Genomic DNA, 19,959 nt, shown 5'->3' with positions numbered 1-19,959 from the left:
TGAACCGCGTCGACTTTCCTAGACACTTGATGACTGTCTTTGGCCGGTTAGCGACGGCCTGTCCTCGACCGTCGCGATGAGTGCATGCTCAAACTTCGGTCTGTTCCGCCATCTCCAAAGCATCATCGACCTCAATCCCGAGGTATCGAACGGTGCTCTCCAGCTTCGTATGGCCTAGCAGTAGTTGAACCGCCCGCAGGTTCTTCGTCCTCCGATAGATAAGTGATGCCTTCGTACGTCTCATTGTGTGAGTGCCATACATGGCCGGATCCAGGCCGATAGCTTGCACCCAGCCTTTGACGATTCGAGCGTATTGACGAGTTGATAGATGGTCTGAGGTATGCAGCCGGCTCGGAAAAAGGCAGTCCTCGTCACGGAGCTGAGCGTGATGTATCCAGGCGGCGAGAGCAGACCGTGTTTGCTCTGTGATCTCGAACTGCACTGGCCGGTGCGTTTTTTGCTGCATCACCATGGCTCGTGATGATACATGCTCGCCATGGGCGACATCGCGCACACGGAGCTTGGTTAAGTCGCAGGCTCGAAGCTTGCTGTCGATGGCTAGATCGAAGAGTGCTAAATCCCGGGTTCTTTCTGCAATTTGAAGCCTTACTCGTATGGCCCAGATATCTCTCAGTCGGAGCGGGGCCTTCTGCCCGACCAATTTCCCTTTATTCCAGGGCTCACGGCTGCAGGTAGCGATGATGTTCATGACAAATCCTCCACATGGGGGAGGACAAGGATGGCTAGGGCATGGGCGCTAACCGGCCAGAAGCGGGCATTGGCTGTCAGAGTGTGATTTGAATCGCGTCGAACCGATTAACCAATAGTGCAGGCATCGATACTACCGCCACCATTAATGCTGATTCTGGATTCGCGCTGGCGTCTTGCCACTGATGTCCTGGATAGTGCGCCGGCACCGAGCCAGCAAGCGAGCACATTCTTCTGCTGCGACCATCCGATTCAGGCTCTCAAGCACGACGCTATAATCAAGCGGCTGCAAAGCCTGCGTACCCGGTACCGGAAGTGTACGAGCCTATGAGCTAGGGTATTTTTTCCAATTCGAGGCGCCTGTGGCGAAAGCCTGGCCGAGTGCGCCGATACGAGCTGTGTGCTATTCGCGTGGCGTACCGGCGATCCGCTTCAGGGCGACGTTAAGGGCAGCTGCGGCCTCGGTGTCACCTCGTTTGATAGCGGCTTCGATCATGCGTTCCAGTTCCTCAGTATCGCCAGAGCGTGCTGAGTTGACGCTGTTCTGCACTGACAATCGGACAGCCTCATCAATGGCGATGCGGCGGACGCGCTTGTCCTCTAAGCTCTGAGCTAACTCCCCTTTCCAACGCAAGAGACCGCCAGCGCTGCGATCCCAGATGCGTTTGCGGTTTCTGTACAAGTACCTACCCAGAAGCGTGATGCAGGTGAGCAGAATAAGCGGGATGGCAATATAGAGGGCATAGTTGATGCGTTCTTTCTGGGCTTCGCCCTGGGCCAGTTGCTCCTCACGCTGGATGTAGGCCGAAACCCGGGAGTGGAAATCCACTAGGGCGAGAGATGGCATGACGACCATCCGCCCCTCTGGGTACATGTCGTACTCGTACGGGTCGCCGTACTTCACCTTCCGCAAGACCACCCTCAGCACCGGTGCTGGGGCCGGGTCAGATAGCACCGCCTGGTAGAGAGCGACGGCATCGTTCCGATTCCACTCATCGGAGATCATTAGGTCTCCGTGCGCAACGAAAGGCTTGTCGGACGAGAACCTGTTCTTTTTCTCCACCTTCAAATAGGGTTCGTAACATTCTGCGGGCGGCCAACCGAGCGCATTAACCTCAACGTCGCATGACTGGATTGCTGAAACAATGACGTCCTCGTTCGACCAGGCCAGGCTTGGAGTGCGGTCAAGGTAGTATGCCCATGCGCTGGCGCCATGGAGGCTGAGCACAATAGGCAGCATGGTCCTGAGTATCTTCTTCCACATGCAGTTTCGTTCCTTCTCAACCGGCAATGGGCACCTATGTATGCGAGTGCCATAACGGCGCCATAATACGTGAAGCGGTAAGATGCTGGGACGGCCCCTGAAAATCAGGCGTACGGAGGCTCCCTGGACGTCGCCAGCGGCAGCTTCGGGTCGCAAGCCGACTCCAAGTTACGCCCCGCGAGCTCACTCTTGCACTGCTGGGAAATGCGCTCGCACATTTTTCACGAGCCAGTTCAGCGCCTCCTCCGGCGGTAGGTAGCCATCCTCACTTTCATTCAGGCAGACCATGCCCACCAGCGGGCTGAACTCCAGTCCCAAGCACCGGCAGGCATGCTGAAAAGCTCCAAGCGCCTCGTCTTCCAATTCATCATCGAGGTCCATGATGAAGGCGTGCATCTGCTTTAGCCGATCGGCTGAGATGGCTAGAGATGTTGGGCAATAGAAAGGCTCGCCGTCGTGATCATGAGAGAGGTTGTAGGCAGGCTCTTCACTAGCCTTGATCGCTTCAACATAACGCTCGATCTGGCTAGCGATCTCACCTCGTCTCAGAACATCGGAAAGGAACGTTGTGTGGCTCGTCATGGAAGCACTCCCAGCTGGCTTTAGTCATACCAGGAGCCAACTGGGTTAATTTTTACGAACCAACCAGTCCTAAGGCTGAGCATCCTCGCCCAGACCCAGCGCTCCATCGCAGGGGTCGAAGCAAGCAAGTCCCCTCTGCTCATCTGCTCCGGGCCCAAACACGTATCCGTGGGCAGGCAGGCGCGCTGGATCAGCTCTGGATTATGCCCATATGAGATATCTCTGATTGCTGCTACCCACGACTGCAGTCGAAACCGTGCTGACCATCCCCATAGCTTTTCGTAGCTGCCTTGCAGAGATAGCTCGCTCGCCGGAATAGATCAGGGAGCTTGTCCTCCTGCCCTGTGCGGATGTCACGGCTGATTCGATACACCGCGTTGTCGGGAATCTCCACCAAGCCATCCAGTAGGTCTACAGATAGCCCCAGAGCCGAACTCCATGCCTCATGCAGACGATTGATCATGTTGTTCGCGTCTGACCGTATGCGACCGAGGCTGTAGTAGGCATCTCCATTGAGGAGGATCAGCAGGTGGTAATGCGGTCGCTCTCCCCTGCTCTCCTCTCTAGTCCAGACATATCTGACCCTACTGTCATGTGCGTAACGATTACGAGCGTTAGCCCTCTGTCGGTCATGCTCGATCTTGGCCTTGAAGGACTCTAGGAACCTACTAATGACCTCGTTGGTGTAGGCGTACTCAGGTAGCTCGAAGGACAGTGGTAAACGGAGATCCACTCGGAAGGCAAACACCCTGGAGTACTGCCTCAGGGAACGCTCAATGGTGCTGTGCAAACGAGAGAGATACTGCTCAATGAAAGGGCCTTTCTCTGCCATTACAGGAAGGCCCTGGAAGGTTCTGGCGTGGTACAGATGGAGGTTGGTGTTACTGGTATGGCGAAGCATGAAGGTTACTCCTATGTGAGGTTCATACCCTCTGCACAGGGAGTAACTTTTTACTGCTCGATGCTGAAGTAAACGGCTGGCCACGGCTATCAGGTGGAGATAGTAAAAAGGATTGGCTAGGGAGGACCTCGTGATTGGATGGACGAGTTGTGTTGGGGGGATTGTGAATGGTGGGATGGTTTGAGACTGAATGACGGCTAGGGGACGGTGGACGAGCAGGGATAGGGAATGGTGGTTGAATGACGGATGTAAAGCATATTACCCGCACCGAAAGAAAAACCATCAATGCCTCCAAGCACAGACACATCAAAACAGCTTAGATTATTGAGCCATTCGGAAGCTCATTGCTCCTACAAATTATTAAACTCGCCAACCCTTAAACTATAAATAGCTCTCAGCTCTTTTCACCATGAAGAAAAGTAACAACCAATACCCCCGGAGCTTCTGACCATATTAGCTCTTAAACCAACCCAACACGCGCGAGCAATGTGAATATATCTCTTATCTCAAGATATCAGAAAAACCACCGTAAATTAAACTTAGTAAGCCACGTGAAACGACCTAACACTGACGCCTTCCACCTTTCAAAATGAAATTATTATCTATAACCCAACGCAGGCAGCATAAATGCCGTGACTGGATATCTTTCCAGCCACGGCATTTATGCTAAAGATTTTATTATAGCGATGCTATTTCATGCAGCATTTAACGTCGCGTCACGCTCTTCAATTCGCTCCAGCACCCAATCTTGCACTTCTTCTTCGACCCACCCCACGGATCGCCCGCCTAAAGGCACAGTTTTCGGAAATGTGCCTTCGCTGATGAATTTATAGATAGTCGATCTAGCCAGACCTGTTGTAGCCATGACCTCTTGCAGTCGCATGATTCTCATGAACGTGTTCCTCATGTTCGTTCAGAGAATTGGCGAGTTCGTTAAAAAGTTACTGACCTGGCAAATGGAATGCAGCCATCACGCCATTCTCCGCCGAGAGCCAGGGTCATGTCGGGTTCAAAATTAAAACTTGAGAATTATCAATTTTCGGTAAGTTTTCTTCGAATCAGCACAAAATACACAACCAGCTTTCAACGTAACCCTGCTATTTTCGCTAGCCCTAGCAGAAATAGCAGAAATAGCAGAAGAATCATGGACAAACTTATCAGCACCACCCTTAAATCCACCGATCCCGAAGAGCCGAGAAAGCAGGACGAGTGGCCATGCTATCGAGAGCAGAGCCTCTTTGAGGCTGCAGTAGAGGAGTCATCCCGCCAGTTGGAGGTGTCTCGAGAGATGGCCATGATGTGCGCACTCGGAGCCATGGCAGCGGCTTGCCAACGCTATGTAGATGTGGAATTGCCCTCAGGAAGTAAAGCCCCAGCTTCCCTGATGCTCTTAACAATCGCCGAATCAGGAGAGCGTAAGACCACCACACAGAATTATTTTTTTGGATCAATAGACAAGATAAATGAAGAAGCTATTGAGGCTAATTCCAAGGATCTCCTAGAACATCGTATAAAGCATAAGCTCTGGAGCACGGAGCAGCGTCACCTAGAGCGGATGTATGGTAGGTATGCAAGTGCGGGTGACGATGAGGCGGCTGATACGGCGACTAAGGAGATTGAAGAGCACTTACGACTTGAACCAGTCCCTCTCCCTTCAGGAAAGTTCTTGTATGAGGATACGACGCCCCAAGCTCTGGTTCAGTTTCTCTACGAGAACGCAGAGAATGGCTGCCTACTGACCAGCGAAGCTAACAGTATCTTCAATGGAAAGGCCATGAGTGAGCTCGACAAGCTAAATACTCTTTGGGACGGAGGCACTCTAATCGTAGATCGCCTATCCAGAGCCCCTATTACGCTAAAAGGCGCTCGGCTTACCATGGCGCTAATGGCGCAGCCAAGTGTAATTTCCAATTTCATGGGGCGGCGCGGGGAAGAGGCGCGCGGTACTGGTTTTCTCGCACGCTTCCTCGTAGCAAAGCCAAAACCCAAGGCCGGCGAGCGCACTAACAGTATGGGATCTGCTGCCCGACCACGGAAGAAAGCTTTCGATAACCGAATCCGTGAAATTTTTGAAACCCCACTTCCAGCCATCCGACAAACGCTTACGTTTTCTGAACCTGCAAAGACTCTATGGTTTGAAATCAACAAATACATAGAAGAACAGATGCAAGAAAGCGGCCTATTCTACTACATGAAAGATCACGCTTCAAAATTACTGGAAAACACCAGTCGCGTAGCTGCTGTTCTGCACGCGTTTGAAAGAAGTTCAACTGATGAAGTCGAAATCGATCTGTTCACCTTGAAGTTCAGCTGGAGATTTGCCCAGGCCTGCTCGGGGCATTTTGCCAAAAACCTGGCTAATGAACCGCAGATCATCACAGACACCTGCGAGCTTGCAAATTACCTGTTGCGAATATCTCATGATGACCCGCGCAATAATCGTATCTTTGACGAAGGCGCGCCTGGTGCAGATCTGAGAATGAATAGATCAAACCTACCCCCCCATCTGAGAGAAGGGTTCAAGACCACAGTTACCCTCACTCAAATTAAACAGCTCGGCCCCTACAGACTTCGAGGCAGAGCCAATGCAGACCGATTACAAGCTGCGATTGAGCTATTAGGAAAACTCGGACACCTAATAAACGACAGAGGCCGATACAATTTCAAAGAATCAATTCTTACGGAAGAGGAACCTATACTACGAAATGGCGAGATCGTCACAATCACGGCACTGCCACTATATCAAAACCAAGAATTTGTACGTGATGAACGCGTGAGCGGACGACCAAGATCCGGGCGTTACTGTATTTTTAAAAACAAATAAAACTACTCAGAAGCGAGTGGGCCGCCCCAGCGGCCCACAGTCTGGAAATACTGCAAATCACAAGCTCGCCCTTGAACCTCCAAAAATCCAAGCAGCAATCGCTTGATATCTTGCTAATCCATTTTTCGTCGAACAAACCGAGGTGGCCGAGCTCTCCAATACCTCTCGACAAATATCAAACCAGCGAAGCCGCCCACCAGCGCCACACCTCCCCCGACCCCTAGCGCCGAAAATCCTAGCCCAAAACTCCCAGGAACTTGTAAGTTGAATGTGGAATTCAGCCATTGGGGCACGTACGTGAGGATGCCAAACGAAATAGCGCCGCCGGCTATTGCTCCTAATTGCATAGCGTTCGCATTTTCCTGTTGAGTCGCCCCCGTTATTACCTCGGCCTTACACCCCAAGCAAACAGTCTGCTGAAGCTTCACAAAGGACCGGCAATGCGGGCAGATCCATCCGTCCTCTTCCAACTGCTCATCCGCTAAGGTACGAGGAGCTCCCCGACCTTCAAGCTCAGCCAGCGCAGCGCGTTCAGCATCTTCTTTCCAGCCCATTAAGCGCAGAACCGTGTAGCGACTTGGATCAACATCAATAAGTCTGGCGCAGTTCTGACAAAGCCATATCCCATTACGGATAGAGGATCGCTCTTCAGATGAAAGAGAGGGGTCGTAACGCGGCCCACCAGGTGCAGCAGCTGTGATATGCGCAGCTACACCGATACGGCTTGCCTTATCTGGCTGAAGATTAGGACCGGAAGTAAGGCGCTCGCACCCTTTAGCTGAACACTTGTTTCCAGCACGCTCCTGAAGTGTGCGGATAGTTTCCTTTTTAAACTCATCTCTCGTGCCGACCGAGGCCACAATCACTTCTCCTTAAACTGCGCCGAAACCGGAAATCGACAAGCGTAGGGAAACCTCGATCCCAAGCCCCTCCGAGGGGCACGATCCGGAGCTTGCTGCACCTCTAGGTGAGGTCTGTCATCATCTGGATGCTGATCGTTAAAAAAGATCGCGCCAAAGCGCCCCTGACTCGACAATCTCGACGAATCGGCCCGCGGAGAATCCTCCAGGGAACAACGAGTCATGGTCATCTGCACCAACCTGCCCCACCGGCTGCAGTAAGTGCTTTTCGTCTCGCAAGATGACCTCAAGGGCCTCACGAGAAACGACTCTGTATCCATCGATTGACTGCCCATCTAGCTCGATAGAGGTATCGACGATCCAAGCACGCAGATCTCTCTCCAGATTCTCGCCATGGTAACCCAACCTCGATCGCAGGCTTTGGTCCCCTCTCAACGCGCAAGCAACAGCAACGAGCTTACGACGTAATTGCCACGCGGCCTTGCGCAAGGTATTCGATCGATGGAGCCAGACTTCATGGGTTGTCGAGCGGATGTATCCTGACTTGACCTCCAAAAGCAGCAGTACGCCATCCAGCTGACAAATCAGGTCGACCTCACCGGCATCATCGTCCTCTGTTGCCAACGGACGATAGCCAACCTCAACGAAGAAGCCACGACGCATCAAACTCTCAGCTAGCAGGAACTCTACCTGCCGGGTCTCTGCCTGCATACCGGCTCTGCGAGCCCCCAATCGCCTTAGATTGTTGAGGGTCGCGGTCAGGTTGTTTTGTTGCGCGACAATCCAAGGAAACTGAAAGCTGTAGCGCCCAATTTTGTAGAATGGACGCTCATAGAGTCTTGGTACGGGCATTCGGGGCTGCGATTTCAACTGCTCAGATAACGTCTTGAGGTCACTGCTCCAGAACTGCAGGATCAACTTAGCCGAGTCGATGCTGCCCTTGGGATGCTCCTTGCAGACCGTCCATCCCCTTATTCTCCGGAGCTTTTCGTCTCCCTCGGACCATGTGATAGGGAATCGATTTTCGCCTATCTGCATGCCCCTCATGGCCAACTGACCGAGCGCGAGAGCAACCACACCAGCATCACGGAAAAGATCTTGAAATGGCTGGATGAACTCTTTCTGGAAGAACACCGAGGTCAACTCGCTCGCCAGCAATACGTGCTGAAGCATCACCCTTGAACCATCACCGAGTGAGAGCTCCTGTGCGACACCGTAGATCTGCTGCAGCTGCAACTTGCTGCGAAGCATCTTGATGTAGGCCAGCTGGTTAAGCTCGTGATTCTCAGGAGAGCCCATCATTTCATCTGCCAGACCGGAGTCGATGAACTCCCCCACTGCACGATTCATCCAGTAGTGCCAGAGCAGATCGTGTTTCCGCCCGGTACGACGCCAGCGCTCTGCCCCCTCCTCCGAACTGTTGTAGAGGACAGGCTCACCTGGCTCTAGCTGATACCGACAATCAGGGTCGAAGCAGAACCAGTTGATCGAGCCTTCGTAGTCAATTCGCTCCTGCATTGCTGTAATCAGCACAGCTAGCGCCTCAAGATTGGCGCGGCACTCTGCAGAGGCCAGTGTCCCTGGCTCCATGAAGAGAATCGGAGCTAGGTGCTGCTTCAAGGATTGCCCTAACCGCAGCTCGCTCAGTCGAAAATCCTCCTCCTGACAGGTTTGTAGTTTCTGGAGAATGATGCGGTTGTAGACCTCCCACTGCCTGCCTGAAGGATCATCTGCAGCATCTTCAGTGAGGGACTGATAAGCGAGGACACTCAGGTACGAAAGCAGCTCGAATAGCGACAGATGCTCCAACTGGCTTTCGGCTTGGAGAATGAGTTCATCGAAGGGGTCTAGCTGCTCGAGCAAGCGGTCGCAGACACCGAAGAAGGTTAGCCACTCCTCATCATCTAGCGCTGCTCGAAGGCCAATCCAGAGGGGCGAATCAACACGTTCAAAAAGCTTCGAGTAGCGTATGGCCCACCTGAGCGTCTCAGGATTTCTGATCGCCAGATGCATGACTAGATCGAGACTGATCGCGGCGTCCAAATGCAGCACTCGACTCAGTGCCAAGCTCGCCAACTCGGAGTCCTGGACGGTCTGCGGATCCCACCAGAAAAGTGCTGAAGACAATCCCTCCGCACGATCAAGCGCAGTCAGATGCTTGCCGGCAGGGCGCTGATCCAGGAAGTGCTGCAAGCATTCATCGAGGGCGCGACCACTGCCACCCGCTGACTGGCTGCATCTGAAAACTCGAAGGTAATGCTGCAGGCACCGATTCCCTTTATCGCTCACCCACTGCGCTCCTAATTAGCCCTTTGGGATCAAGTCCACCTGTATTATCAACTGCACGGCGTTATTCGTCACTTTACCTTGCAGTAGCCGAGTGAGGCATGTGGTATATTTAGCTCTCTACTCACACACTACTACACACGGGATTTAGCATGGACCGATGCCCCTACTGCAAACACGATCTCGGCGACGTCGAACCGCTGGTGCTGCGGTTGAAGCGCAACAAGATAGGTGGAGAGTTCCTGTTTAGTTCACCGTGCTGCAATAGACCGCTACGGGCATTCAGCAATATTGGGGACTATTACCTTGAGCCAACCGATGGTTCCAGCAAACCAGTTATGATCGGCATCGATTAAACAGCCCCCAAAGCGCCAAGCTTCCTCAGCTAAACCCACCAGCCGACCCTTAGTGATTAGTTGTTGGATCTAGCTCAGATGGGAGCGGGGCGTCCAGAGTATGCGCTCCGTGCGAAAACGCATAGCTCCCGGATGCTGCCCTGTGTAAGAAGAATCATTTTCGCTGGGCAGAATGCGTGCGAGGAGTAGTACCTCCTCCATAGTTCATCGGTCTGCTGCTTGCCTCTAAAGGGGCCCAACGTTCCCTCTAGTACCACAGCCCTCAGAACAAACGTCTTGTCTCTTCCCCTGCCCCAGCTTCAGTGCGCCACCTCGCGAATGCCCGTAATGAACGGAGACTCGTCCGAGTTAAACATCAAATGGACTTGCGCCTTAGCGCGTGTAACGCCGACGTAAAACAGTCGAGCGGCCTCCTGATATTGTTCTGCAGAATTTTTTTCGTAGTCATTTGGGAATATGCCGTCCTCGAGCCCCGGCATGATAACAGCCTGAAACTCTAGTCCTTTTGAGCTGTGAAGTGTCATCAGGTTGATCTGGTCTGGGCTTTTTCCATGGTTACCAAAGATCTGAACGGTAAAACCTCCCAGAACCTCCCCTTTCGCCGCCGCACTCATTAAGGCATCGAGCGTGTCCACCTCATCGGCAAGACCAGGCTCTTCAGCGAGCAATGTGGCCAGCACAGAGCTACGCAATGCCTTCAACCAATGCCTAAGAGCAAGATTGCCGTCACGCAGAGAGAATAGAGACGAGATTAACCGTTTGCGGGATTCAAGTTTACTAGCCTCACTTATGCGAGAACGATTTAGCCGTTGCCAAGATCTCAGGAGCTGAGATAGCTGCACCTCCCCTGTCGCCCACCCTCCGGCGCACCACTTCGCAGAATCAGTTAGCCATTCAGTTAGTCTCGAGCGCTTGATAGGAGAACCGTTGTCCAATCGGAAGTAGCGCATCCCTAGGCTATCCGCTACCTCGGCAATCACGGTGCCCTCTTTAAGCGAGCGATAGAGAACAGCAATGTCACCTGGGACCCAGCTTGGATTCGCTTGCAGAAGCATGGGAATCAAAGTTTCAAGGGCATAACGTGCCTGCCCTCGCAATGAGGTCTGACGTTCGTGAATACTAATCTCACCGGCTCTACCATCATGAGAACGGAACTCTGCGGGATCAGGCAAAAGCGTCCTCGATGCTGCGATGATCTGATTGGCACAACGGTAATTCAGCTGGAGCGTGATCGGCTCAATTCTTGGATCCTGCGAGAGCGATCTCAGAAGGTCAGGTCTTGCTCCAGTGAAGCCATAAATTGACTGGTCAGGATCCCCCACAGCGACCACTCGCACCCCCGCGTCGAGCAGAGCCACCACAATGCGGTGCAAAGGCAACCCGAGATCTTGGTATTCATCAACCACCACGATGGGGTATTTTGCCTTGAGGGCGCGACGTGCCCACTCATGTTTCTCGACAAGCTCCAGCCCGGCAAGCACTAAACCATCAAAATCGATCACCCCCCTTGCTAGCAGCAAGGCCTCATACGCCTCGACAACACTAGTCTCCCGAGGATTCCAACCTCTCCATTCATCGCTTCGCCGATCTGGAATAGTACGTCTCAATTTTTCGCAGGAAGTCTTGAACGAGCGACTCATCCTCCCGCCATGAATCGATTCGTAGGCTGCGCGGAACAGCTTGTTGGACTCATCTGGTGTAGCCACTGCCAGTGGAGTTGGCACCGCTAGATTGGCCATAGGGGCATACGGCAGGACCAGCTCGGTCAAACAAAAGGAATGAACCGTAGAGATAACAATTCGATTGCTATCATCCACACCCAGCTTATTGAGCCTTGCTCTGAGTTCACCGACACAAGCGTTGCTGTATGTGATGCAGGCAATGCGTTGCGGGCTGCGCACAGCCTCGGCTAACAACCTGGCAATCTTGATCGTGATGGTCTTCGTTTTCCCACTGCCTGGACCGGCTAGAATCACGCAATTGCCAGCCGACTCGTAGGCACGCCACTGGTCTTCGTTGCCGCGCAGGTCCTCCGCGGCAAGCGCGTAAGCAGGCATAAGGGCACTCATCCCAACTGCTCCCTCAAGTACTCCAAGGCGCTGCGAATGTATTCCGGACAAACATCAGCGTCTTCGTCGATCAGGACAGAAGCTAAACGCTGGGCAAACCGCCCCTTTCCAATGGAGTCGATATCTTTGAGGAATTGTTTGGGATCCAACGACGCAGGATCCGTAGCCAGCCTGTCGAAGCGCTTGTGCATGGCCTTGTTGGACGACAACGACTTCGCGGCTTGCTGAAAGTATCTCTTGGAGCCGGACTTAAATAGATCGACTTCAAACGTATAGTCGTTGAGGAAAACGCCGTGCTGCGGGGCGAGCTTCATCACCTCTTGGAACGAGAGTTTCCCCCAAAGCTTCTCAGGCAGCAGCTCAGGCATGATGTGATTCACTACGCGATTCTCGCCGTAGCTATCCAGGGCGCCTACCCCGTCCGGATCTTCGTCCTCCTGGCTGACCGCAGCCCCCTTCGGATCGAAATCGGTAATCACCGCGACCGGAAGGTTGAGGCCTTGAGGACCAAGCAACTTCAGATATGGGGCGAAGTTGGTACCCGCAATGGAGCAGACTGTGATGCCTAGCGCGTCAAAGTCGAACGCCTCATCATGCAGTCTGGCTAGCGTTGGAAGGAGGAATTTTTCTGCGTCCCCCTCAACGAGGATTACGCCTTTAGCAAAGAAAAGCTCACCGCGGGTCACGTCCATGTAGCGTTCAAGATCATCACGATCCTCGTCCGCGAGATCAACTCCGCAAAGAGATCGCGCAATGGTGTGCCCCTCACTGGCAACGCGCCTCAGAACCACAATATTCGAGAGCGGAGCGACGCTAGCTACGTTTGGAGAGTGGGTAGTCAACAGAATGCTTCGGGGCTCATCATCGGACTCTCCTTCATCGCGTGCCTTCAAATAACTTCTGTAAATCAGACGCTGTAGATGGGGATGCAGGTGCGCCTCGGGCTCCTCAATTGCCAGGAACGTATGCTGTCGCTCCCCCTCGTCGACCAAACACTGGTGCTCTAGGTGCTTCAATGCGAGATACAGAACGTTTGCAGAACCCAAGCTAGCCTCTGCAACGCCCCGCTTACCACCATCAATCATCATCTGCAGGGCACGCAGCAATCGTTCTGGATCTGTTGGGGCGAAGCCTAGAGCGGTCTGAATCGCATGCCCGTCCCCCATCATCCCAGCCAACTGGCCGTTGACCTGCTCCACCACTGCGGCCAGTTCTGGCAACGCAGCAATCTTCGAAGTCGTTAGATGAACTTCGCCAGCAAATAGCCTTCAGATTGTCCTCATCGATCGTTTGTGCTGCTCTGTCGAGCAATGGTCGCAAGGGGGAACGTGTCCACCTAGCAAGATCCGACTCTGCATCACGAAGAGCCGGAAACAGGTCCATCGGCATCCAACGTCTCAGTTCATAACCGACAGTGTTCTCGGGACGATCCCCACCAAAAAGCACGAACTCGTAGTCTGCCTCGCTACGGGGAGCCCGGCCGAGCCCTGCTATAGGCTGAAAGCGAAACGTGACCTTAGCCACCATCGGCAAGGGTTGAATCAGGTGATCCGCAAGTACTGCCAAGAGTGCTTCGCTGTCTTCGAAATCACTGAATTCCGCCGAAATTTCGATCGCGTCCGTCGCAGCCAGAGGTCGAGGAAGACCATCCCAAAAGTCATCCAAGCGAAGTCTTCGTGCAGAGTCGGGAAGCGCAGGGTCCAAGATCAATCGCAAGGCGAAGAGAAGGTTAGTCTTACCAACCTTGTTTTCACCCAGGACAACTGCGTGCCGACCAAGAGCCACATCTAACTCTTTGAAGTTCCTAAAGTTACTGATCGTTACTCGACTCAATAGCATGAGGTTTCCTTCCCTGGAGGACACAAAGTAGTAGGAAGTCCAGATACAGAGATCCAGGCAAATTTTCCTTCGCCCGTATTTAACACAGACTCAACACGCCCTTTCTGACATTTGTCAGTTTTCACCGGCCTTTAGTGAGAAGGCTCTTTCAGAAGCCATCCCCTAATTCGGTGCAAAAAAAAACCGTCGACGTGGCTCTTGAGCTAAAGGCCACGCGTAGGCGCGCCAATACGCACGTGCGGAGGAAAGGTGCTGCAGACTTCTCTCGTTCGCCAAGACAGAAGGAGAGCCTGAATAATCACGTCTCTCAGAGCTTATTTAGACAGCAGGCAGTACAAGCACGTTAGCCTGGATGTCGACGTAAAATCCGTAGACCCAAAAACGGCGCTTCACCTCTTGCTGCACGACCGCAAACGCCGGACGACGCTTGTTGCAGGCGAATGCCTTCTTGACGCGGAAACTATTTAACTCTGTAGGGTGGTACTGGTAGAGGAATTGAATCGTCGACAGCAGTTGCATGACGGCATGTGGCTTCCAGTGGGCCCGCTGGTCCTTTAGCTCCACCAAATACAGCAACTCATTGGTCGTTAACATGGCGTCACAGCGCCCACGATCTGGTTCATCGTTATCTTGAAGCACACACTTGTCGATTGCTGTGAAGGTAACGTCTTGCTGTGAAGGATTATCGATCGTAGCAATCCACCTCGCCTGAGTGTTGAAGTCAACATAAGCGGGGGTTGAATTCTGGTCATCACACACCCCGAACCTCAGTTGGTTGTAGGGGCCACTCTGGCACTGTGGATTGAAGAAATTCACTTACAGCGCCTCTTCCAAGTATAGTAGTCGGTCGAATAGCTCGTTCCCCTCACGCAGCCAGTTGTTCAAGAGATTCCCGTCTGAAGGTATGCCCTCGAAACTAGCTAACCTGCTGATGCTGCCATCGAGCTCATTACACTGATAAATCGCTACGTCATCAGCGCCCAACAGCGCCTTCTCAGGCACTATCTCGTAAAGACTCGGCAATAAGTCATCTCGCTTCGCTTCAATGAGACGCTGCTGTAGGTGCCTTCCCTGAATCGCAAGACTGAGGTAACTGACGACATAGGGGCTATGCGTTGTGAGCACCAGACGGTTGTGCTCACCCTCGCTTTGGAAGCCCAGGAGGCTTTTCAGCATATCCCACTGAGATGATGGGAAGAGGTTCTGCTCTGGCTCCTCGACGATGTTGATAAACGCCTGCTTATTGAAGCGAGAAGAAAGGACAGAGATCGCCACTCGCTTTTGCTCTGGCGTCAGAGATGCGTTAGCAAAAATGCTCTCCACTTCCGTTCTAAATCGCTCCGACTCATCAGCGCTCATCGGCTGCTGACTCTCTTCGCTCCCCTCCCGGACAGACTTGGCAAGGTACTGGCTCACCAGATACACCGGTACGAGTGATTGGAAGCCGCTCGAAGCGTCTGTCAGTCGTAGCTTATGCCCCGCCCCTTTCAGGTTCAGGATGTCATTTAGCTTGTCATACTCGATCTCGCTGTCGTTGATCGGTAACTTGACTGATCCTTTCATGCCCTGCTTAGCCTGATCGAACGCAGAGAGGAACTCTTTTAACGACTCGGACGAGAGCTTCAACTCCCTGGGGTGTCGAACGTAGGAGATGAAATTGCGTTCGGCAGGGACGTACATCACCTGAGGCAGCTTGTAGTCCTGACTGGGCGACTCAGTGATGTTCAATTGGCCCTTGGCATAACTAATCGTACAAGCGTCACCCTGGTACTCAATCTGCGTATCTCCGCGACCACCCGTTTCCAGATAGTTTTCTAGCCGGTGATAGCTCAAAAACTGGCTCTTCAAGCGGCCCTTACGCTCGAACCACTTTCGCTCGTAATCTCCACGGACCAGCGCCTTCTCGATCCAAGCAAAGGTGGAGTACAGCTTAGCCAGTGTGCTTTTCCCGGAGCCTTGATTCCCGATGAAGACAGTAACGCGCTTGAAATCAATCCAGCCGTCGTTTTCCAGACCTGGGCCTATAGGACCGAAGTTCTTGACGCGAAGCCGAATCATGGTTTGTCTCCATTTGATGCTGCAGAGATTTGGTTTGTCTCGCTCTATTTCAGAGCCACAACCACCCTGCAGGGTACCCGATAGCCGAGAAAGAAGGCGCTAATTTACCTGCTATTTCCCTGGCCAGAAAAATTTTCATCCTCTGACACTCGTATCGGTGTCGACATCTTGAACCATTCAGCGATACCGAGAGGAATGAGGACCTGCAGGACTTCCGGCGCGGAGACTCCGAGCATCCAAATTTGCTGGTTCAGCGACGGGGCGACGAGTCTGAAGCCATTTCAGGCAACGATCTCACTCCAAAAAATCTCAGTCCTACATCACTGCAATGACACACCACCAGGAGACCCTCCGCCCATGTCATTGCATTGCCCTAGCTGTCGCTCGCTCAGGATCGCATCTGCAAAACCCGCCATGAAGTTCGGCATCATTGCAGGAACTCTTTGCGGCGTAGCCCGTGGCGCTTCCATTGCGCTGGCAACCAATCGAGCCAGCACCGCCGGCCCCATCGCCACACCCCTTACCTTGTCACTCAGCTCTCTGTCTGCAGTCATCCTTCTAGGACTGAACGGCGCCATCAGCGGCTGCGTACTCGGTGCTCAACTAGGCGAGCAAATCGATCGCCATGCACCGTCCGACCACATCTGCTTGGCCTGCGGTTCCCGATTCACTCTACCGACCTAATCACCACCCTCCTCCAACCGCCCCCTCAAACCACCTCGCCGGTGCTGCGCGTGACGCAGCGCTTTATGCCGGCTATTGCTCAAGGATTTTCATCATGGCTCATCTCGTAGAAAGCATGGCTTACGTTGGCGCTGCTCCCTGGCATGGTCTGGGCAGTCGCCTGTCGCAACGACAACCTCTTGAAGTCTGGCAGCGCGAAGCTGGTATGGATTGGCAAATCCAGGAAAGCCCCGTTCACTTCAAGTCAGATGCCGCGGGCCACCTCGGCAGCATTCACTCGTTCCCCGAACAGAAGGTGCTGTATCGCTCGGACACCAAGGCCCCTCTATCGGTGGTCTCTCAACGCTATCAAGTCGTGCAGCCACGGGAGGTACTGGAGTTTTACCGGGACCTCACCCAGGTCTCCGGCTACGAGCTTGAAACCGCCGGCGTGCTCAAAGGCGGTCGCAAGTTCTGGGCACTCGCCCGCACCGGCCAGAACACCTCGCTGAAGGGGAATGACCTGGTCAATGGGTACCTGCTGTTGGCTACGTCCTGCGATGGGACTCTGGCTACCACTGCTACTCCGACTACCGTGCGGGTCGTGTGCAACAACACCCTCACCATTGCAGTCGACGGCGCCACCCGGGCTATCAAAGTCCCGCACAGCACTCGCTTCGACGCTCAAGCCGTGAAGAAGCAACTCGGCATCGCCGTCTCGCAATGGGACGAGTTCATGTACCGCATGCGCATCCTGGCCGACATCAAGGTGCACCCACGCGAAGCAACGAGCTTTTTCATGAACGTTCTATGCGACGTGAGAGCGAACCAGGAGATACCCGACAAGCTCGTTAACGAGCGCGCACTACGTAAGGTGCACGAACTGTATGAGGGTGCCGGACGCGGTTCGCATCTGGAAGCAGCCAAGGGGACCGCTTGGGGAATGCTCAATGCAGTCACTGAGTATGTTGACCATGAGCGTCGCGCACGCAGCAACGAACACCGCATGGACTCAGCGTGGTTTGGTCAGGGTGCGATCATCAAGCAGAAGGCGTTGGATGCCGCTTTGGAGCTTGCGGCATAGTGAGTCCGAGACAAGTAGCATCCAACGGGCGCTACTTGTCTATCCGCAGTAGCCCTCCAGATTGGGATGGGCAGGAATCATTGCATGCCTTACGGACGCCCCTGACTGATCGCGTCCTCTAACTCTTGAACCAAGCTAACAAGGTCTGTCTTGAGGACCCTACTTAAATCGCGAATTTGAATGATATCGAGCCGCCGCGAGCCTCGCTCTACATCACTCATAAACGACTGCGGATGACCAAGAGCTCGAGAGCACTCCACTTGAGTCAGACCAGCCGCTATGCGATGCCGCTTCAAGATCGCCAGAAAATGTGCGTACTCAGGACGATAAATTGCTTTAGCCATGGTGGCTGACCATCTAATGAGCAGCCTGACAAGCTATATCTGGTTTTCGGATATCTGAATTTCAGATAATCTTGCCAAACCAAGTTTAGCGCGCCCCACAGCTCACGCCGATTGAACGTACTGAGGCGCTCGCAGCGAATGATGAAAGGCGCGGAACCACCTGAGAAAGCTATTGGTGTCACGTAAATGGGGGAGCTGGCGGCAAGCGGGCTTCCCTCAACCACTACATCCATCAGGGAAAACTCAGAGAGGGAATCCCATGAAAATCGCAGTACTCGTAGCCATGGTTCTGGCTACCGCAGCAACGGTCACTGAAGCGGCTAACAACGTCATGCCCTGTTCGAAGCCATGGAGCCTGAAAGGCTCACAATTTGAAGCGCTATTCACTGCCGCTGACGGGCCAGCCAGTACGTGCTTACCGATCGATGCTCCTAAAACTGCTCGTCTGATCATGCCTAATGGCGAAGTACGAGCCGTGCCTGGCCACAAGCCGGTCACCTGCGGTGAGGATGGAATATGCGCTCTTGGCAAAGAGTTCTATGGCAGTGCCCCCAAAGGGAACTACGTCGTCGCTGCCGGTTGGTACATGGGAACCGACACGGCCGGGAACCCGGTTTCCTATGCCAACGGCACGGGGCCTGGTTTCAATGGGAAACGCCAGAATGCCAACACTTTGGGCAAGCGAGAGCCTGGTGAAAAATTCCATGCCGTCTGCCCTATCAACGACAGCGAGTACTGCACTGTCGATACGCCCGTGGGGTTTGTCACTGTGAAGCTGGCCAACCTGCCAACTATCGGTATCCCAGCGCTCAATGAACCCGACGTTACCGCCAAAGGCGGGAACTGCGACTCCCTGCCGATGTGCTACGACAAGAACGGCCTTCAGATCGGCGTGAATGCCGACATGCTCCCGAAAAAATAATCCCCTAAATCCCCCAACGCCCTGTGGAAGCCGCCTTCCGCTGCGGGCTCGCTCACCCTAAGGAAACGTCATGAGCACCAGTTTTGATAACCCTCAATCCAACGGAATCGACCCGACCGGTAATCAGTGGCACTACGAGAAAAACGGAGAACGCAAAGGCGGCTTCGATCAGCAGCAGATCATCGATCTGATTCGCAGTGGAACGCTGACTTACGGCTCGATGGTCTGGAAGAAAGGCATGGCCGCATGGGCCAAGATCGAGCAAACCGAGTTGCGTCAGCATCTCGAAGAGTTCGGCCCGCCACCGCTCACCGGGTCCGGCGTGAACAACAAGATTGTCTGGCTGATCGCCTTTGCTCCGATCATTGGCTACCTGCTGGAGTCCTTCGTCGCCGGCCTGTTCGGCGCAAATGAAGCTCAGTGGGAACGTGCCATGTCGGAGAACCGCTACTGGTACGTCACTCTGGCTTTGAACATCGGTTTGTCGGTGCTCGACTCCAAGCGCCTCAAGCAAGCCGGCCACGATGTCAGTCACTTCAAAGGCTGGGTATTCGTGGTGCCGGTCTATCTGTATCAGCGCTCCAAGCTGCTGAACCAAAACCTCGCCTACTTCATCACCTGGATCGTCTGCTTCGTCCTCAGCATGGCTGCCCACCAGGGTTAAGTCTCAGCCACCAGCTCCAACACGTTGAATGCGCCCGGCTGGTGAAACCTGCCGGGCTTTTTTATGCCCGGAGGCTCCTATGGCTCACACCTATTTCACCCCCACAGCAGAGCACACTCGCCCTGCTCTACGCCTGGTTAGCACGAAGGAATTGTCACGCGAGGATTGGCTTGCTGTTCGTAAGCGTGGCATTGGCAGCTCTGATGCCGCCGCTGCCGTCGGCCTTAACCCTTACAAGTCACAACTGGAGTTGTGGCTGGAGAAAACCGGTCGCGATTCTGGGCTGCCTAGGAGTGACGTGAACGATGAGGAAAGCCCTACCTATTGGGGCAACATCCTCGAGTCCATCGTCGCCAGGCATTACACCCAGCGCACCGGCAATCGCGTGCGTCGTATCAACGCCGTGCTGCAGCATCCTGATCCCAAACTCGACTGGATGTTGGCCAACATTGATCGTGAGGTCATCGGTGCCGAGGACGTGCAGATCCTCGAGTGCAAAACCGCGGGCCTCAACGGTGCCCGCCTATGGAGAGAA

The 19,959-nt window shown here is 53.8% G+C and carries 17 protein-coding genes and 1 pseudogene; 5 read left to right on the top strand and 13 right to left on the bottom strand.

Going from position 1 to position 19,959, the window contains the following annotated elements; genetic code table 11:
- Positions 1–88: 88 nt before the first annotated feature.
- The 5 genes from N5C91_RS31030 to N5C91_RS31010 form a co-directional block, all read right to left on the bottom strand.
- A complete protein-coding gene (locus N5C91_RS31030; RefSeq protein ID WP_017516867.1) occupies positions 89–709 on the bottom strand; it encodes a tyrosine-type recombinase/integrase in 621 nt (206 codons plus the stop codon).
- Between the two features lie 402 nt (positions 710–1,111).
- Positions 1,112–1,972 carry a hypothetical protein gene (locus tag N5C91_RS31025; protein WP_279834270.1) on the bottom strand — a complete coding sequence of 287 codons (861 nt, stop codon included), beginning with the start codon at positions 1,970–1,972 and terminating at the stop codon, positions 1,112–1,114.
- A gap of 183 nt (positions 1,973–2,155) precedes the next feature.
- Positions 2,156–2,554, bottom strand: coding sequence for a hypothetical protein (locus N5C91_RS31020; protein ID WP_279834268.1), 399 nt, complete (start codon positions 2,552–2,554; stop codon positions 2,156–2,158).
- A gap of 232 nt (positions 2,555–2,786) precedes the next feature.
- Entirely contained in the window at positions 2,787–3,455 is a 669-nt protein-coding gene (locus N5C91_RS31015) for an inovirus Gp2 family protein (RefSeq protein WP_279834267.1), read from the bottom strand.
- Between the two features lie 694 nt (positions 3,456–4,149).
- Positions 4,150–4,347: an AlpA family transcriptional regulator gene (locus N5C91_RS31010; RefSeq protein ID WP_169890552.1), complete on the bottom strand. Its 198-nt coding sequence runs from the start codon at positions 4,345–4,347 to the stop codon at positions 4,150–4,152.
- A gap of 252 nt (positions 4,348–4,599) precedes the next feature.
- Between N5C91_RS31010 and N5C91_RS31005 the strand changes: the two genes are divergently transcribed.
- Complete coding sequence (locus tag N5C91_RS31005; RefSeq protein WP_279834263.1) at positions 4,600–6,279, top strand: YfjI family protein; 1,680 nt, start codon at positions 4,600–4,602, stop codon at positions 6,277–6,279.
- 113 nt (positions 6,280–6,392) lie between these two features.
- On the opposite strand, the gene N5C91_RS31000 is transcribed toward N5C91_RS31005, so the two are convergent.
- The 7 genes and pseudogenes from N5C91_RS31000 to N5C91_RS30970 form a co-directional block, all read right to left on the bottom strand.
- Positions 6,393–7,139, bottom strand: coding sequence for a hypothetical protein (locus N5C91_RS31000; protein ID WP_279834261.1), 747 nt, complete (start codon positions 7,137–7,139; stop codon positions 6,393–6,395).
- 138 nt (positions 7,140–7,277) lie between these two features.
- Complete coding sequence (locus N5C91_RS30995) at positions 7,278–9,332, bottom strand: NERD domain-containing protein (RefSeq protein ID WP_279834259.1); 2,055 nt, start codon at positions 9,330–9,332, stop codon at positions 7,278–7,280.
- A gap of 748 nt (positions 9,333–10,080) precedes the next feature.
- Positions 10,081–11,850, bottom strand: coding sequence for an ATP-dependent helicase (locus N5C91_RS30990; RefSeq protein ID WP_279834256.1), 1,770 nt, complete (start codon positions 11,848–11,850; stop codon positions 10,081–10,083).
- A complete protein-coding gene (locus tag N5C91_RS30985) occupies positions 11,847–13,070 on the bottom strand; it encodes a TOPRIM nucleotidyl transferase/hydrolase domain-containing protein (protein ID WP_279834253.1) in 1,224 nt (407 codons plus the stop codon). Before N5C91_RS30985 ends, N5C91_RS30990 begins: the two co-directional genes overlap by 4 nt.
- A 427-nt stretch (positions 13,071–13,497) precedes the next feature.
- Positions 13,498–13,689: pseudogene (locus tag N5C91_RS30980) on the bottom strand (DUF2813 domain-containing protein); the annotation flags it as partial.
- Positions 13,690–14,007: 318 nt separating this feature from the next.
- Positions 14,008–14,505 (bottom strand): hypothetical protein, encoded by a 498-nt coding sequence (locus tag N5C91_RS30975; RefSeq protein ID WP_279834251.1) that lies wholly within the window; start codon positions 14,503–14,505, stop codon positions 14,008–14,010.
- Positions 14,506–15,747 carry a hypothetical protein gene (locus N5C91_RS30970; RefSeq protein ID WP_279834250.1) on the bottom strand — a complete coding sequence of 414 codons (1,242 nt, stop codon included), beginning with the start codon at positions 15,745–15,747 and terminating at the stop codon, positions 14,506–14,508.
- A 778-nt stretch (positions 15,748–16,525) separates the two neighbouring features.
- Here N5C91_RS30970 and N5C91_RS30960 point away from each other — a divergent pair.
- Positions 16,526–17,494 (top strand): DUF932 domain-containing protein, encoded by a 969-nt coding sequence (locus N5C91_RS30960; protein WP_279834247.1) that lies wholly within the window; start codon positions 16,526–16,528, stop codon positions 17,492–17,494.
- A gap of 89 nt (positions 17,495–17,583) precedes the next feature.
- On the opposite strand, the gene N5C91_RS30955 is transcribed toward N5C91_RS30960, so the two are convergent.
- Complete coding sequence (locus N5C91_RS30955; RefSeq protein WP_279834246.1) at positions 17,584–17,838, bottom strand: helix-turn-helix transcriptional regulator; 255 nt, start codon at positions 17,836–17,838, stop codon at positions 17,584–17,586.
- 259 nt (positions 17,839–18,097) lie between these two features.
- On the opposite strand from N5C91_RS30955, the gene N5C91_RS30950 reads away from it, so the two are divergent.
- From N5C91_RS30950 to N5C91_RS30940, 3 genes are all read left to right on the top strand, one after another.
- Positions 18,098–18,760 carry a hypothetical protein gene (locus N5C91_RS30950; RefSeq protein WP_279834244.1) on the top strand — a complete coding sequence of 221 codons (663 nt, stop codon included), beginning with the start codon at positions 18,098–18,100 and terminating at the stop codon, positions 18,758–18,760.
- Between the two features lie 70 nt (positions 18,761–18,830).
- Positions 18,831–19,424 (top strand): DUF4339 domain-containing protein, encoded by a 594-nt coding sequence (locus N5C91_RS30945; RefSeq protein ID WP_279834243.1) that lies wholly within the window; start codon positions 18,831–18,833, stop codon positions 19,422–19,424.
- Between the two features lie 79 nt (positions 19,425–19,503).
- A partial coding sequence (locus tag N5C91_RS30940) for a YqaJ viral recombinase family protein (RefSeq protein ID WP_279834241.1) occupies positions 19,504–19,959 on the top strand: 456 nt, incomplete at its 3' end.

The sequence above is a fragment of the Pseudomonas sp. GD03903 genome (genome assembly GCF_029840045.1).
GTDB lineage: Bacteria > Pseudomonadota > Gammaproteobacteria > Pseudomonadales > Pseudomonadaceae > Pseudomonas > Pseudomonas pseudonitroreducens.
Note: the sequence above shows the minus strand (reverse complement) of the source record. Positions and strands in the feature narration are given on the sequence as shown.